This is a genomic window from Pseudovibrio flavus (assembly GCF_009711345.1).
Classification (GTDB): Bacteria; Pseudomonadota; Alphaproteobacteria; order Rhizobiales; family Stappiaceae; genus Pseudovibrio; species Pseudovibrio flavus.
This window is the reverse complement of record NZ_SMMA01000064.1, coordinates 213,118-228,768: the sequence shown is the minus strand read 5'-3', so window position 1 is coordinate 228,768 and position 15,651 is coordinate 213,118. Positions and strand designations below refer to the sequence as shown.

The 15,651-nt window shown below is 52.2% G+C and carries 17 protein-coding genes; 12 read left to right on the top strand and 5 right to left on the bottom strand.

The features are described 5' to 3' along the window. The first annotated feature begins 13 nt into the window (after positions 1-13). From E1162_RS14590 to E1162_RS14575, 4 genes are all read left to right on the top strand, one after another. Positions 14-841, top strand: coding sequence for a ParA family protein (locus E1162_RS14590; RefSeq protein ID WP_155132378.1), 828 nt, complete (start codon positions 14-16; stop codon positions 839-841). Between the two features lie 115 nt (positions 842-956). After that, positions 957-1,853 carry a ParB/RepB/Spo0J family partition protein gene (locus E1162_RS14585; protein ID WP_155132376.1) on the top strand — a complete coding sequence of 299 codons (897 nt, stop codon included), beginning with the start codon at positions 957-959 and terminating at the stop codon, positions 1,851-1,853. A gap of 152 nt (positions 1,854-2,005) precedes the next feature. Continuing rightward, positions 2,006-2,707 carry a DUF4386 family protein gene (locus E1162_RS14580; RefSeq protein ID WP_155132374.1) on the top strand — a complete coding sequence of 234 codons (702 nt, stop codon included), beginning with the start codon at positions 2,006-2,008 and terminating at the stop codon, positions 2,705-2,707. Between the two features lie 133 nt (positions 2,708-2,840). Next, entirely contained in the window at positions 2,841-3,131 is a 291-nt protein-coding gene (locus tag E1162_RS14575) for a Dabb family protein (protein ID WP_155132372.1), read from the top strand. Between the two features lie 20 nt (positions 3,132-3,151). Here E1162_RS14575 and holA read toward each other — a convergent pair whose 3' ends face one another. From holA to leuS, 3 genes are read right to left on the bottom strand one after another with little or no spacing between them, the layout of a single operon-like run. After that, the gene (gene holA, locus E1162_RS14570) at positions 3,152-4,192 is read right to left on the bottom strand and encodes a DNA polymerase III subunit delta (protein ID WP_155132370.1); all 1,041 of its coding nucleotides are present in this window, start codon (positions 4,190-4,192) and stop codon (positions 3,152-3,154) included. Positions 4,193-4,206: 14 nt separating this feature from the next. Continuing rightward, on the bottom strand, positions 4,207-4,803 hold the full coding sequence (gene lptE / locus E1162_RS14565) for an LPS assembly lipoprotein LptE (RefSeq protein ID WP_155132368.1): 597 nt from the start codon (positions 4,801-4,803) through the stop codon (positions 4,207-4,209). Beyond that, the gene (gene leuS / locus E1162_RS14560; RefSeq protein ID WP_155132366.1) at positions 4,790-7,405 is read right to left on the bottom strand and encodes a leucine--tRNA ligase; all 2,616 of its coding nucleotides are present in this window, start codon (positions 7,403-7,405) and stop codon (positions 4,790-4,792) included. Before leuS ends, lptE begins: the two co-directional genes overlap by 14 nt. Before the next feature lie 214 nt (positions 7,406-7,619). Here leuS and E1162_RS14555 point away from each other — a divergent pair, with 214 nt between their 5' ends. Continuing rightward, positions 7,620-8,294 (top strand): YggS family pyridoxal phosphate-dependent enzyme, encoded by a 675-nt coding sequence (locus E1162_RS14555; RefSeq protein WP_155132364.1) that lies wholly within the window; start codon positions 7,620-7,622, stop codon positions 8,292-8,294. Positions 8,295-8,328: 34 nt separating this feature from the next. Here E1162_RS14555 and E1162_RS14550 read toward each other — a convergent pair whose 3' ends face one another. Next, a complete protein-coding gene (locus E1162_RS14550; protein ID WP_371311953.1) occupies positions 8,329-9,351 on the bottom strand; it encodes an alpha/beta hydrolase in 1,023 nt (340 codons plus the stop codon). A 363-nt stretch (positions 9,352-9,714) separates the two neighbouring features. Here E1162_RS14550 and ffh point away from each other — a divergent pair, with 363 nt between their 5' ends. The 4 genes from ffh to rimM are packed head-to-tail and all read left to right on the top strand — an operon-like array spanning position 9,715 to position 12,570. Next, entirely contained in the window at positions 9,715-11,268 is a 1,554-nt protein-coding gene (gene ffh / locus E1162_RS14545) for a signal recognition particle protein (protein ID WP_155132362.1), read from the top strand. A gap of 1 nt (position 11,269) precedes the next feature. Further along, positions 11,270-11,587 carry a chorismate mutase gene (locus E1162_RS14540; RefSeq protein WP_155132360.1) on the top strand — a complete coding sequence of 106 codons (318 nt, stop codon included), beginning with the start codon at positions 11,270-11,272 and terminating at the stop codon, positions 11,585-11,587. Between the two features lie 16 nt (positions 11,588-11,603). Further along, on the top strand, positions 11,604-11,990 hold the full coding sequence (gene rpsP / locus E1162_RS14535) for a 30S ribosomal protein S16 (RefSeq protein ID WP_155132358.1): 387 nt from the start codon (positions 11,604-11,606) through the stop codon (positions 11,988-11,990). Positions 11,991-12,024: 34 nt separating this feature from the next. Beyond that, on the top strand, positions 12,025-12,570 hold the full coding sequence (rimM, locus tag E1162_RS14530; RefSeq protein ID WP_155132356.1) for a ribosome maturation factor RimM: 546 nt from the start codon (positions 12,025-12,027) through the stop codon (positions 12,568-12,570). Here rimM and E1162_RS14525 read toward each other — a convergent pair whose 3' ends face one another. After that, positions 12,571-13,017, bottom strand: coding sequence for a VanZ family protein (locus E1162_RS14525; protein ID WP_155132354.1), 447 nt, complete (start codon positions 13,015-13,017; stop codon positions 12,571-12,573). It abuts the gene before it with no gap. Between the two features lie 173 nt (positions 13,018-13,190). On the opposite strand from E1162_RS14525, the gene trmD reads away from it, so the two are divergent. From trmD to E1162_RS14510, 3 genes are all read left to right on the top strand, one after another. Further along, positions 13,191-13,895, top strand: a complete 705-nt coding sequence (gene trmD / locus E1162_RS14520; RefSeq protein WP_155132352.1) for a tRNA (guanosine(37)-N1)-methyltransferase TrmD — start codon at positions 13,191-13,193, stop codon at positions 13,893-13,895. A gap of 207 nt (positions 13,896-14,102) precedes the next feature. Next, positions 14,103-14,561, top strand: coding sequence for a 50S ribosomal protein L19 (gene rplS / locus E1162_RS14515; RefSeq protein ID WP_155132350.1), 459 nt, complete (start codon positions 14,103-14,105; stop codon positions 14,559-14,561). Positions 14,562-14,699: 138 nt separating this feature from the next. Next, positions 14,700-15,560 (top strand): metallophosphoesterase, encoded by an 861-nt coding sequence (locus E1162_RS14510; RefSeq protein WP_155132348.1) that lies wholly within the window; start codon positions 14,700-14,702, stop codon positions 15,558-15,560. The last annotated feature ends 91 nt before the right edge of the window (positions 15,561-15,651 follow it).

Sequence of the window (15,651 nt, the reverse complement as noted above, 5' to 3'; positions counted from 1 at the left end):
GAGGTTTGGACAGATGAGCAATCTACCACAGTCTCCGCGCGTTTTGACTGTTGCCAACCAAAAGGGTGGCGTAGGCAAAACAACGACGGCAATCAATCTGGGAACCGCGCTGGCTGCAATCGGCGAGCGGGTGCTTGTGATTGACCTTGATCCGCAAGGAAACGCTTCCACGGGTCTTGGTATCGATCGGAACTCACGCGAGTTTTCGACATACGATGTGCTGTGTGGTGACTGCACCATGGAAGAGGCTATTTTGGAAACTGCGGTTCCGCGCCTCTGGATTGCTCCTTCCACCATGGACTTGCTTGGTGTCGAGCTGGAAATTTCCTCTGCCTCTGATCGTGCATACCGTCTTCGCAGCGCGATTTCCGGTCTTGCTAAATCGGCAGAGAAGGGCACAGCGCAAGGGTTTTCATATGTGCTGGTGGACTGCCCGCCATCTTTGAACCTGCTCACCATCAACGCAATGACGGCTTCTCATAGCATTCTGGTTCCATTGCAGTGCGAGTTCTTCGCGCTGGAAGGTTTGAGCCAGCTTCTGTCTACTGTGGAGCAGGTGAAGCATACGCTGAACCCAGAGCTGACGATCCACGGCATTGTGCTGACCATGTACGACAGCCGCAACAACCTCTCCAGTCAGGTGGTTCAGGACGTTCGCGAAACCATGGGCGATGCGGTGTATGACACGATCATTCCGCGTAACGTGCGTGTTTCCGAAGCACCGTCCTACGGAAAGCCAGCGCTGCTCTACGATCTGAAGTGCTCTGGTTCTCAAGCTTACCTGCGTCTTGCCTCCGAAATTATCCAGCGTGAGCGCGATATGCGTATGGCGGCAGCGTAGCCTTTTGCCGTCATCTTTTCTTTTTAGTGTGGAATAGTGTTCCCTGTGCCTAGTCGGCGCAGTGGGCCTCTTTGTACTGTTATAGGTACAGAAGTTTTTTACAGGTGATCGAACAATGGCAAAAACAGAAGAAGGTGGACGGAGCAATAAGCGTCTTGGCCGTGGACTGGCAGCGCTTATAGGCGAAGTTAACACAGAGCCAGCAGCAGCACCTGAGCGCACCCGCGATAGCCGCAAGGTGCCAATTGAGTATGTAAAGCCGAACCCACGTAACCCGCGCAAAACATTCGTTGAAAGCGATCTGACCAGCCTTGCTGAGTCAGTGAAGGAGAAGGGCATTGTGCAGCCTATTCTCGTGCGTCCGACGCCCAATGAGCCGGGTCACTTTGAGATCATTGCTGGTGAACGTCGTTGGCGAGCGGCCCAGAAAGCGGGCCTGCATGAAGTGCCGGTCATCATTCGTGAGGTAACCGATCAAGAAGCGCTTGAACTTGCGATCATCGAGAACGTTCAGCGTGCGGACCTCAACCCGATCGAAGAGGCGCTTGGTTACGATCAGCTGATTGAAGAGTTTTCCTATTCGCAGGTGGAGCTTTCACGGGTTATCGGCAAGAGCCGTTCTCATGTGGCCAACACACTGCGCCTTTTGAAACTGCCGAATTCCGTCAAAGACTATCTTGCAGAGGGCCTTTTGACTGCTGGTCACGCACGCGCGCTGATTACTGCAGAAGATCCTGCAGCGCTTGCGGATTTGATCGTAGAGAAGGGGCTTACGGTTCGCGATGCGGAGCGCATTGCGCAGGATCCGTCCATTCTCGAGAAAAAAGAGAAAGCTCCTAAGCCGGAGAAAGATGCTGACACCAAGGCGCTTGAAAAGCGTCTGGCGGATGGTTTGGGGCTTAAGGTCAACATCGCTCACAAGCCTGAGAAGGGCGTTGGTGAACTGAAGATCAAGTACACCTCAGTTGAGCAACTTGATGAAGTTTGCCGTTTGTTGGGCATCCAGAACTAAGAGAGTTCTGGCCAAGGATTAGAAGACCGGCTTGCGGTGCACGCAGGCCGGTTTTTTTGTGCCCGACGGTGGGTAGATATATCTTCCCTTGCGTTACTATAAGTTTTACCCGTAAATAGCCTATCTCAACTTTCAATTGTATAGGTCGTTTCATGAATTTTCAGCGGGTAGGTGGGCTTGCATCCCTTGCAGCTGCGGGTACTTATATTTTCGGAATGGGCATACTGTTTGCAGTGCTAATGCCTGCTGGCTATGACAGCGAAGGTGCGGCGTCGCTTGCAACCCTTGAACTTTTTAAAGCCCATCAGACAGTTGTTTTTGTTTGGTATTTTGTCATCTATGTCCTCAACGGCGTTGTGCTTCTAGCCTTGGTTCTGGCCTTGCATGAGCGTTTGAAACGTCAGGCTAGCCATCTCTCGCAGTTGGCCGCCGGTTTTGGGGTTATCTGGTGCGGGCTGGTTATTGCATCGGGCATGGTAGCAACAATCTCTTTTGAGCACGTTATGGGGCTTCTGGTGGTTGATCCCGCTGCTGCTCTTCTTCAATGGCAGATGCTGTCGACAGTGGTTGAAGGCTTGGGCGGAGGTAACGAGATTGTCGGTGCTCTATGGGTCTTGCTTCTGAGCATAGCTGGTCTTCGCTCTAAGGCGCTTCCACGCTTTGTCAGCGGCTTTGGGATACTTGTTGGTGTAGCGGGCCTATCGACTATCATTCCGGCTCTCAGCGGCGCTGGAGGGGCGTTCTTTGGTCTTGGCTGCATTATCTGGTTCCTCATCGTTGGCATTACTCTGTTCTTCGAGGAACCAAAAGGCGCAAAGCTCAGCAGCGAAACAGAGGCTGTATCGGGTACGTAAAGCCTGTTGGAAGACGCGCTTTTCCAAACCACGTTGCTAGACGGGAAAAGGGGATTGGGCATATTTTTATAGATATGCCCATCGCCGCCAAACAAGCAGTTCCTAAACCAAACAAGAATAATCAAAGGTCAGGATGATCCGCCATATCGTTTTCTTCACCGTCAAAGAAGCTAGAGACTACGAGCGCGTCTATGAAGGGCTTTGTGTTTTAAAAACAAACCCGCATGCGGCTCATATTGAAATCGGCAAAAACTTGAAGACTGATGCGATTTCAAACGAAACGGTGGACTTTGTTGTCTATGGTGAGTTTGAAAACAAAGCGGCTTTGGATGCCTACAAAGCGCACGAAACCTATCAGCAATCCATTGATATTGTTCGCCCATTAAGGGAACTGCGCATTGCAGCAGACTTTGAAGCCGAATAATCGTTTCGGCTTCAAAACATTTAGCGACGATTGTTGGCCTGTCTTGCGGCCTGACCAATTGCCAAAAAATTATGAGAGAGAATAGCAACTGACAGGTTCGGGTTCAGACGGGCCTGTTTTACTGTATCTGCAAGGCGTTCCAAGGCGCGTTCAAGGCGCGGCAAGGTCCAAATGTTGATCTGGCGTACTAGCTTTGCCTTGCGCTTCCAGAAAACAGGTGGACGCAAACCATCAACCACATCCTCAGCAGGCGTCCGTTTTTCCATCTGCAGACGGCATAGATGAATGGTTTGGAAGTGTCTAAGTGCTTGGCTGGCGATTACACCGGCATCCATGCCACTTGCTGACAGGCGCTCTAGCCCATGATCGAGTGTCACCATATCGCCGAGAGCGGCGGCATCAATCAACTCATCAATGGCGAATGCGGAGGCGTCCCCGATGATCTCTTCTACATGTTTGACTTCAATACGCGGTTCATGAGCTGCATAAAGGCAAAGCTTTTTAATCTCACCGCGGCTTGCAAGGCGATCAGCGCCTAGGAGGCTCTGGAGCGCTTGTTTGGCCTCTCGGGATATGGATAGACCTGCGCTTGAGACTTCCTCTTCTATGAGCCTGTCAACGTCTCTAGTGGCATCAGAAAAGCAGGGGATGGCATAGGCCGTCTTGCTGCTTTCAAATTTCTTACGAAGGCCAGTGCCTTTTTTCAAATCACCGGCTTCAATAACAACAAGAGCATCGAAGTTGGGATTGGAGAAAAGTGGCTCTACAGCGCTTGCAACGCTTTTAGCGCCGCCATCACGTACCCAGATCGTACGCCTTCCACCAAAGAGCGGGATTGTTAGAGCTTCGTCGATCAATCGATTCGGATCCGAATTGAGATCGGCAGCATCTAGCTTCACCTGCGAAAACGGGTCGTTGTTTTCTTTTGCAGTGTTGTCGATGAGCTTTTTGGCGCGCTCGTTTACAAGGCCGGTATCAGGCCCATAAACTAGAATAAGGTTTGCCGAGGCCGGAGGGTTCTCGACAAACTTGTCAATGTCGCCTGCTTTAAGCGCAACCATGAAGCCTCTTGGCCTTAAGGGTTTGTTGCAAAGTAGCCTGCAAGGCGGGCGTGGATGTCGCGAGCAACCACTTTGGTTGCGCGGTCTTCCGCATCACGCTCTGCGCGCAAGTTTGCAAAACGCTGGCTGGAGAAGTCGAAGGAGGCTGATGCAAATGCACGGCCCTGATACAGCGTTCTGTCAGTATTGATATCGGAAAGAACAAAGCTTGCCGAAACAGTTACGTTGTACGCAGAAGGCACGTCAGACAAGCGCTCAACGCCCACTTCAGTCTGCTGCTTATCCATAAGCACCTCAAGCTTGTAAGCTGCCTGAGGGGCATCTCCGCCACGTCTGAATGCATAGTTCAGCTCGTTGCGAATAAGCTGGTCAAGCCGGTCCAGGCCGCTACGGTCGCCAATTGGCGATACCTTGATGGAAATTGCAGCAAGCTGGTCTTTCACCTGCACTTGATCTGCGCCATCAACGGAAAAAGTCGTTGCGGTAACGCCATAAAGAGGGCGCACCTGACAACCCGATAGCAAGAGAGCACCGGCCAGAACAGCAGCGCCGCCGAAAATAATCCGGCGGGCTGAGTTGGTGTTATGGCCTGTCGATTTAGACAACGACATTAACAATCCTTTGAGGAACGACGATCACTTTGCGTGGTGCGTTTCCATCCAGAGCCTTCACTACAACTTCATGCTGTAGGATAGCCGCTTCGATGTCTTCTTTGGAAGCGTCTCGTGCGATTGTTAACTCGCCTTTTTTCTTACCGTTGATCTGGATCGGCAGAACAATGGTATTTTCGACAAGTAGATCTTCCTCGATCTGCGGCCAAGCAGTTTGGCTGATGAGGGTTTCGTTACCCAGAATGGACCAGCATTCCTCAGCAAGGTGAGGCGTAATTGGTTCCATCATGGACATCATGCTGTCGGCAGCTTCACGAAGCGCAAACACAACATCCGCTTTGGACAGGTCAGCCTGCAGAGCTTTGGAGACAGCGTTTGTGAACTCGTAAAGACGGGCAACTGCACGGTTGAAGCCGAGGCTGTCGTAGTCTTTAGCAACAGCTGCCAGCGTTTTGTGGGTCACGCGGCGCAGAGCGAGAGCGTCATCACCGAATTCTGCTGGTTTTTCCACGCCGGAAGCGGTCTTTTCAGCAATCTCGTTGATGATGCGGTAAACGCGCTGCACGTGACGCCATGCACCCAGAACACCGTCTTCGGTCCAGATAATATCACGCTCTGGCGGACTATCGGACAACACGAACCAGCGGGCAGTATCTGCGCCGTAGGTTTCGATGATGTCGGTCGGGTCAACCACGTTCTTCTTGGACTTGGACATCTTCTCGATGGAGCCGATAACCACGTCTTCGCCGGTTTCAAGCAGAGTTGCTTTGCGAACGCCGTCCAGTTCCTCGATCTTGATCTCGGCAGGAGCGACCCAACGGTTGTTGGAGGACGCTTTATAGGTCTCGTGGTTCACCATGCCCTGTGTAAACAAGCCTTTGAATGGCTCGCTGAGGCCAAGGTGACCGGTCTTTTGCATCGCGCGGGTGAAGAAACGGGAATAGAGCAGGTGCAGAATCGCGTGCTCAATACCACCGATGTACTGATCTACCGGCAGCCATTCGTTTGCTGCTTTTGGATCGGTCGGGTTTGCGTTCTTCGGATCGGTAAAGCGTGCGAAGTACCAAGAGGAATCCACGAAGGTGTCCATGGTGTCGGTTTCACGCAGAGCGTCTTTACCGCACTTAGGACAGCAGGTGTTGCGCCATGTTGGGTGACGGTCAAGCGGGTTGCCCGGACGGTCAAAGGTTACATCATCTGGCAGCTGTACCGGCAGGCTTTCGCGCGGTGCTGGCTGGGGGCCACAGTCATCACAGTGGATGATCGGGATTGGGCAGCCCCAGTAGCGCTGACGGGAAATACCCCAGTCGCGTAGGCGGAAGTTAACTTCGCGAGCGCCTTGAGGTGCGCCGTTCACGCTCTGGCTTTCCAGCTTTGCAGAAACTGCTTCCTTCGCATCCGCGATGGACATGCCGTTCATGAAGTCGGAATTAAAGATGGTGCCTTCGCCGGTGTAAGCTTCGTCAGCTACATTGAAGGTTGCGGCATCTTCACCTTCAGGAAGCACGACGGCTTTCACTGGCAGGTCGTATTTGTGAGCAAAGTCCAAGTCGCGCTGGTCGTGGGCAGGGCAGGCAAAGATTGCGCCGGTGCCGTAGTCCATAAGAATGAAGTTTGCGACGTAAACAGGCAGTTCCCAAGACGGGTCAAGCGGATGCTTTACGCGCAGGCCAGTATCGAAGCCAAGCTTTTCAGCGGTTTCGATTGCTTCTGCGGTGGTGCCAATCTGGCGGCACTTGGCAATAAAGTCCTGCAGCTCTTCGTTGGTTTCTGCCAGCTTTGCGGTGATCGGATGATCTGGAGACAAGCCGAGGAAGGACGCACCGAAAAGGGTATCTGGACGGGTAGTGAAAATTTCCAGAGCGGTGTCACCGGTTGGTGCAGCTTCAACAAACTCGAAGAAGACCTTCAAACCTTCAGAACGGCCGATCCAGTTTTTCTGCATCAGACGTACTTTTTCAGGCCACTTGTCGAGGGTGTCGATAGCGTCCAGAAGATCCTGCGAATAATCGGAGATCTTGAAGAACCACTGGGTCAGTTCGCGCTGCTCAACGGTTGCACCGGAGCGCCAGCCCTTGCCGTCGATAACCTGCTCGTTCGCAAGAACGGTCATATCGACAGGGTCCCAGTTTACCTTGGATTTCTTACGGTAGATCAGACCTGCTTCGAGGAAGTCGAGGAACAGTCGCTGCTGCTGTGCGTAGTAGTCAACATCACAGGTCGCAAATTCACGGTTCCAGTCGAGAGACAGGCCCATGGATTTAAGCTGGCCGCGCATGGTGGCAATGTTTTCATAGGTCCAGCCTTTTGGGTGGACTTTCTTTTCCATTGCAGCGTTTTCAGCAGGCATACCGAACGCATCCCAACCCATTGGGTGAAGAACGTTGTAGCCGGTTGAGCGCTTGTAACGTGCTACAACATCGCCCATGGCGTAGTTGCGCACGTGACCCATGTGGATGCGACCGGATGGGTATGGGAACATCTCAAGCACATAGTACTTGTCCCGCGGATCATCATTGTCCGTGGTGAAGACGTTGTTATCTTCCCATTTCTTTTGCCAGCGCGCTTCCGTATCGCGCGCGTTGTAACGCTCCGTAGCCATTCGTTCCGCCGTTTTATTTTGGAGTTCCCAAAAGGGAATAAATTCGTTTGCAGGACTGTCACCAGAAATCAGAGGCGCGGTCAACCTTCAAGACGAGCAAAATGCATAATTTGCCAGCGACAAATGACGCAGAAGGCAGTAAGAGAGCAATAAGCAGGATATTGAGGCCATTTTCGGCCAAATAGTTTCGATTTTTTCAAGTGTGGAGACGACAATGAGCGAGGGTGCCGCAAAACGTTTGGCGGACATTAAAAGTGAAATCGCGCGCGTAGAGAAAGACTATATGCGCAAGACTGGCCCTGTGACACTTATTGCGGTTTCCAAGACCTTTGATGCGCCAGAAATCCGTCCGGTTCTGGAAGCTGGACAGCGCGTATTTGGCGAAAACAAAGTGCAGGAAGCACGGGGCAAGTGGCCGGAGCTCAAGGCGGATTATCCGGGTGTTGAGCTACATCTCATTGGCCCACTTCAGTCCAATAAATCCAAAGAGGCTGTGGAAACGTTCGATGTTATTCACAGTGTCGACCGCGAAAAAATCGCAAGAACCCTTAAGGTTGAGATGGATAAACAGGGCAAAAACCCAAAGCTGTTTATTCAGGTGAATACCGGGGAAGAACCTCAAAAAGCTGGCATCATGCCAAAGGATGCAGATGCATTTATCGCACTGTGCCGTGACGAGCTTGGTTTGAGCATCGAAGGCTTGATGTGCATTCCACCGGTTGATGAAGCGCCGGGCATGCATTTCGCGCTATTGGAAAAGATCGCACGCCGTAACGGTCTCTCTCAGCTTTCGATGGGCATGTCTGCCGACTTCCCGATTGCTGTACAGCACGGCGCGACCCATGTGCGCGTTGGTTCTGCGATCTTTGGTGAGCGCGACTATTCCTAGGATTAAACAGCAACAAGGGCTTTGAAACGTCTGGTTACGGTTTGAAAAGCCCTTGTCCTTGAAGCCAGTCCAAAATGGTGTCGGTGAAGAATTTGTCATTCATCGGGCTCACTACCGCACCAGCGTTGATATGAAAGTTTGGATCGCCGGATCTTTCGACATCGATCCATTCTTTGCTTCCGCCCAGCTGATCGTAAAACGCATGGGTTTTGGCTGGATCAACCGTCTGATCTTTTTCACTCACGAAAAACAAGCTCGGAACCGTGTTTTTCTCCGCGTTTAGACGGGAAACTGCATCAACACTTGCCGCCATGGGTACGAGAGCCGTGGAGGGGTAAACCATCGTCCAGCAGTGCTTTCGCTCAGGAGAAGCTCCGGCATCGTCTCCATAGGTCTTTCCAAGGATGAGCGGGACATACTCTTTGGCATAAGGGGCAGCTAACAAGAACGCGCCAAACGCGTTTGGTCCGAAGTTGGGCGAGACCATTACCACAGCTTCGAGATTCTCCTTCAATTCCGGATATTGATCTGTAAGCAATGCAAAGCTTGCCAAAGTTGAGCCTGTGGAGGTGCTGATGACAATCGTTTTCTCGCCGATGCGTTTGCCGATCTCCAGAGCTTCAGCCAGATCGTCGAGCCAAAGGGGCAGGGTCGCTTCTCCCATTGCCTCGCTGGTACGCGCATGCCCTTTTAAGCGGGTATAGAAGAGATTGGCCCCCATCGCGTCAGCAATATTATCGGGAACAGGACGGATCTCGCATTTGCTGGCTGAAAACCCGTGCAGGTAAACGATGGAATAGGGTGTCTTCTGCTTGGTTTGAGGATCGTTCCAGATGACTTGCTTTGCCAGTCCGGAGCGGATGTCATCGTATTGGCTCTCGCGCTCGGCAAGGTATTCATCGACATTCTCACCGATTTGCGAAGGCTTAAAACTGATTTGTGTGTCATCTGAGGCTCTTGGACCGAAAAAGTAGATGCCAGTCAGCACCAGAACTATAACAATCAATACCTTAAGCGCTGCCCGCATAAGCCGTTCCTCCACATCTTGCACAAACACTAGGGGATTTCCTGTTCATTACAAGAACCCGAGGTTTGGGGGTGTACAGACAAACGGCCGAAAATGGGGGGAAAATACTTGACTCCCGTCGACATTCCCCTTAAATCCCAAGCCAATTCTGGAAAGGTTTGTAACCGAGCCACTGACTGGGACCCGAAAAGGTATAAAGAGAGCCCAGAGGTCAACACCCGACAGCGCGATGCGCCCTCGGGTGCTTTTTTGCTATGTTTAATCGCTTAACCGGCGAGTAAAATAGGCAAAAAGCAGTGTTTTGGGGACTTTCCTGCTGATGGTTTGCATTGAATACACTAAGATGCGGGACCATCTCACTTTCAGAAACACTAATTTTGATGAAGGAACGCTATGTTCGATAATCTGTCAGATCGCCTTGGCGGCATTCTCGATAAGCTCACCAAGCGTGGTGCCCTATCGGAATCCGATGTTAATGAAGCGCTGCGCGAAGTTCGTCGCGCGCTCATTGAGGCCGATGTGGCGTTGCCGATTGTGCGTTCGTTCACTGACAAGGTGCGTCACCGCGCTGTTGGTGCCGAGGTTGTTAAATCCATCAAGCCGGGTCAGATGGTCGTTAAGATCGTTCATGACCAGCTGGTGGAAATGCTCGGTAGTGAAGGCGATCCAATCGACCTGAACGCGCCAGCGCCAGTATGCATTATGATGGTTGGTCTGCAGGGTGCGGGTAAAACCACCGCTACTGCAAAGATCGCCCGCCGCCTGACCCGTCGCGACAAGCGTAAGGTATTGATGGCCTCTCTCGACACCCGCCGTCCGGCTGCTCAGGAGCAGTTGAAGGTTCTGGGTGAGCAGAACGAGATCGAGACCCTGCCTATCGTTGCCGGCCAGCAGCCTGTCGACATTGCAAAGCGTGCAATGACTGCTGCGAAACTGGGCGGTTTTGACGTTGTTATTCTCGATACGGCTGGCCGTACGCACATTGATGAGCCTCTCATGGTCGAGATGGCAGACATCAAGCGTGAAGCCAATCCGCACGAGATCCTGCTTGTTGCCGACGCCCTGACTGGTCAGGACGCTGTGAACCTTGCCCAGAACTTCGATGAGCGTGTCGGTATCACCGGTATCATGCTCACTCGTATGGATGGTGATGGTCGCGGCGGTGCAGCGCTTTCCATGCGCGCAGTTACCGGCAAGCCGATCAAACTCATCGGTACCGGTGAAAAGGCGGACGAGCTTGAAGATTTCTACCCGAAGCGGATTGCAGACCGCATTCTGGGTATGGGCGACATCGTTTCTCTGGTTGAGAAAGCTGCCGAGGCAATCGACGCGGAAAAAGCTGCGCAGATGGCCAAGAAGATGCAGAAGGGTCACTTCGACCTGAACGATCTTAAGGACCAGCTTGGCCAGATGGAGAAGATGGGTGGTATGTCCGGCATGATGGGCATGCTTCCAGGTGTTGGCAAGATGAAGAAGCAGATCGAGGCGGCGAACCTGGATGATTCCATGTTCAAACGTCAGGTCGCTATCATCAACTCCATGACCAAAGTGGAGCGTGAAAAGCCTGAATTGCTGAAGGCGAGCCGTAAAAAGCGTATTGCTGCCGGTTCTGGTGTCGAGGTCGCAGAAGTGAACAAGCTTCTGAAGATGCACCGCCAGATGGCCGATATGATGAAGGCTATGACCAAAGGCAAGGGCAAAGGCATGCTCAGCAAAATGATGGGCGCGATGGGCGGCGGAATGCCGGGCATGGGTGGTATGCCAAACATCGACCCTAAAGCGCTTGAGCAGATGGCTAAAGCTGGCCAGATGCCAGGCGGCATGGAGCTACCAAAAGGTTTACCGGGCACTGGGCTACCCGGTGGTTTGCCAGGACTTGGCGGACCAAAACTGCCCGGACTTGGGGGCGGTTCTGGCTTGCCAGGACTAGGCAAAGGGAAGAAGTAAATTGGCCGATACCGACAAAACCGCGCAAGCGCAGGAAATCCTTGGAAGTCTGCGCTCCAGCATCGATAACATTGATGCCGCTTTGGTTCACATGCTTGCAGAGCGATTTCGTTGCACACAAGCAGTCGGTAAATTAAAGGCTGAATATGCTCTTCCTCCAGCTGACCCTGCCCGAGAGAAATCTCAGATCGAGCGTCTTCGCCAGTTGGCAGTCGACGCAAATCTGGACCCTGATTTTGCCGAGAAATTCCTCAACTTCATCGTGAAAGAGGTTATCCGGCATCACGAAGCCATTGCTGCAGACCGAAGCAGCGACTGAATTTAGGAGAATAAAAATGGCTACTAAAATCCGCCTCGCTCGCGGTGGTGCGAAAAAGCGCCCATTCTACCGCATCGTAATTGCTGACGTTCGCTCCCCACGCGACGGTCGCTTCCTCGAAATCGTTGGCCGCTACAACCCAATGCTGCCAAAAGGCGACGAAAAGCGCGTTGAGCTGAACGAAGACCGCATCAAGCATTGGCTTGACAACGGCGCACAGCCAACCGACCGCGTACACCGCTTCCTCGATGCAGCTGGCCTGCTGAAGCGTGAGCCACGCAACAACCCTACCAAAGCTCAGCTCGGCAAAAAGGCTCAGGAACGCCTTGACGAGAAGCTGGCTAAAGAAGCAGAAGCAAAAGCTGCTGCTGAAGAAGCTGCTGCTGCTGAAGCTTCCGAATAATTGCTTGGAACTCCAATCTGCATGAGGCGCTGAAATGGCGAGCAAACCAGAAGATCTAATCTTGATGGCGCAGATTGGGGCTGCCCACGGCATTCGGGGTGAGGTGCGGGTCAAGCCATACGGCGATGACCCGCTCTCCTTCACCGACTATGGACGGCTTGTTACCGTCGATGGTAGCCGCAAATTCAAAGTGACCCGCGCACGCGTCCAAAAGACCGTGGTTGTGACAAAATTCGAAGGAATTAATGATCGCAACGCAGCTGAGGCACTTAACGGCACCAAACTTTACATCACTCGGGACAAACTGCCTGAAACCGAGGATGAAGACGAGTTTTATCACACCGACCTCATTGGCCTGCCTGTTTATGGCGAAAGCGGCGACCGTCATGGACGCGTTGTAGCTGTTGTCAATTTCGGAGCAGGTGATTTGCTGGAAGTCGCGCCAGCAACCGGTAGCACCATTTATTTCCCTTTCACCAAGGAAGTGGTGCCAGTGATCAACCTTGAAGAAGGTACAGTCACTGTTATTCCGCCAATCGGCTTCTTTGAAGCTGGCGAAAAAGAACCGGATAGCGAATAGCTATTTTTTCATGAGATGAATACGCGCTGGTGTCGCTGCAGGTTGGTGCAGCGGCTCAATTGCGGCTGCGTGGGTTCCATAGTCTCTCTTGGCTATGCGTGTTTCAGATTTCACCAAAGCATATAGAGCAGCAGCGGCAACAATTCCGAACGTGTTAGCCAGCAGATCGCCCAAGGAGCCGAAGCGCACACCGGTGTGCGACTGGGCAACTTCACCGGCAATTCCTAGACAAATCGCAGCAAGAGAGGCGAACACATATCGCCCCTTGAGAATGCGCGTGAAAACAATCGTTACGGTAACGAAATAAGCGATATGAACCATCTTGTCGTAGGGATGGTCGAGGCCGAGCTTAAACACCAGACCGAAGCAAAGCCCAAAAAGCCCGCATGCAACAAGGGCAAACAGGTTTTTCCATCCAAGGTCCAAGTGGTTGAATAAGCGCAGCATTGAGAGTTCCCAGTCTGTGATTATCCGTAAAGGTAAAGGATGATATCTTAATGAAATCCCAACGTTACTTTTACAACCTTAAGATAAATGGAAATTTTGTCATTTCAGCGTGAGTTTTTGTCGTATTTGCGCTATTGGCTGGGCTAACAACACTATCACTCAATAGGAAGACAATGCCTTTTCGCGCCAGCATCTTGACCCTTTATCCGGAAATGTTTCCTGCGAACCTTGGTTTGAGTTTGTCTGGCCGTGCGTTGGAGCGGGGCGATTGGTCGATCGAAGCGCGCAACATTCGCGACTATGCGACCGACAAGCACCGCTCGGTTGATGATACGCCGTCGGGCGGCGGTGCAGGCATGGTGCTACGCGCTGACATTCTTGCCAAGGCCATTGATGGTGTGGTGGAAGAGGGCGAGGAGCGTCCTGTTTTGCTGATGAGCCCGCGTGGTAAGCCGCTGACGCAGAAAATGGCTCGCGAACTTGCTGATGGTCCGGGTGTTGTGATTGTTTGCGGCCGTTTCGAGGGCGTTGATGAGCGTGTGATTGAAGCGCGCAATCTTCAGGAAGTTTCCATTGGTGACTACATCCTCTCCGGCGGTGAGATGGCAGCGACGATTGTTCTGGATGCAGTGGTTCGGCTTCTTCCGGGGGTTATGGGAAATAAGGAAAGTGGTGATACGGAAAGCTTTGAGAACGGGCTTTTGGAGCACCCTCACTACACCCGACCTATTGAATTCGAAGGGCGCACAATTCCTGAGGTTTTGACCAGCGGCAATCACAAGCTGATTGATAAATGGCGCTTGGAAAAGTCTAAGGAATTGACCAAAGAGCGCCGTCCGGACTTATGGGAAGCTTATGAAGCCAGCGATAAGGGCTAATTCGCGCTTTTTCGCAAATTTTTCCATGACAAGGGGCGGAAAAACAGTTATTACCGCGCCAACCGGAGTCTGGAATCTCATCGCTCATGCGGGCGTGGGGTCATATTCCACTCTTACTTCCCGGTATAGTGAAGGTTTGATGTATCCGTCCCCTCGGCTGGACCGTGCGAGGACGCTCTGATCAATTGCAAAATGGATAAAACTGCTATGAACATTATCGAGCAGCTCAACAAGGAAGAAATGGCGCGCATCGAAGAGAAGCGCAAACTTCCTGAATTCTCTCCAGGTGATACCGTACGTGTACTCGTACGTGTTACCGAAGGTACCCGTACCCGTGTACAGGCATACGAAGGCGTTTGCATTGCACGTTCTGGCGGTGGCATCAACGAGAGCTTTACAGTTCGTAAAATTTCTTACGGTGAAGGCGTAGAGCGCGTATTCCCAATTTTCAGCCCAATGGTTGAAGGTGTGGAAGTAGTACGTCGCGGTCGCGTTCGTCGTGCGAAGCTTTACTACCTGCGTGATCGTCGCGGTAAATCTGCACGTATCGCAGAAAACACCAATGTTCGCGCAAAGCGCCTTAACGAGGAAGCTCGTGTGGCTGCTGCTGCTGCGAAAGCTGCTGCTGCTGAAGCGAAAGCTGCTGCTGCTGCTTCTGAAGAATAAGCCTAACAGCTTAGCTTTAGAAAAGTTTAGACCCCGCTGGCTATTGTCGGCGGGGTTTTTTCATGGCCGTTAAAAGTTATTTCGAAGCGGACCAAACCTTGCCAAACTTCCTTTACAAAGACTGGATAGGGTGTCTGGATGATCTGGATAACGGTTATCATAGTCGCAGCATTGGGACTTGGCCTGTATGCGGTCATTATTGAACCGCAGCTGAGGCTTCGTGTTACCAAATACGATTTGCCTTTGTTCAAAGACAAAGATCTAGCACGTCCGCTCAAAATCGTTGTTCTTTCCGATATCCATGCATGTAAGCCATGGATGAGCGCGGCTCACATTGCGCGTATTGTGAAACGTGCAAATGCACTTTCTCCCGATATCATCATGTTGCTGGGTGACTATGAAACCGGCATCCATAAGCCGTTCTGCTTGGGCTTTTTAAAACCGGAAGAGTGGGCACCGCCGCTTGGTGCTTTGAAAGCGCCGCACGGTATCTATGCAGTTCTTGGCAATCACGATTGGAGTGAAGATCTAGAAGGATCCCGCCGAGCGCTTTTGAAAGAGCATATCACTGTCCTAGAAAACCAGTCCTCCCGCGTTTCTGTTGGCGGGAACAATCACCTTTGGGTGGCAGGACTTGCAGATCAGTACAGCGATGACGGTAAACTTCATGGTCCCGGAAGGCGCGATGATTTGCGGGCAACGCTTGAGCAGGTGGAGCAGGACGGGCGGCCCATTATCTTGCTGGCCCATGAGCCTGACATTTTTCCTCAGGTGCCTGACGGTGTTTCGCTGGTGCTGAGTGGCCATACCCACGGCGGGCAGGTGCTTCTGCCATTTATAGGGGCGATTAAAGTGCCTTCTCTTCATGGAAAGCGGTTCGTTTATGGGCGTCATGATGAGGGTTCAAAGACACTCATTGTCAGTGCCGGGCTTGGTTGCTCCCAGCTGCCAATTAGATTCCGCTGTGCGCCGGAAATTGTAGAAATCAACCTAACGTAATCGCCTAGTTCCCATCAAATCGGTGCCTTAGCGCCATTCCAATCAACGCGCCTTGAGAGAAACTCAAGGGTCAGATAGCTTGCCATTGGGC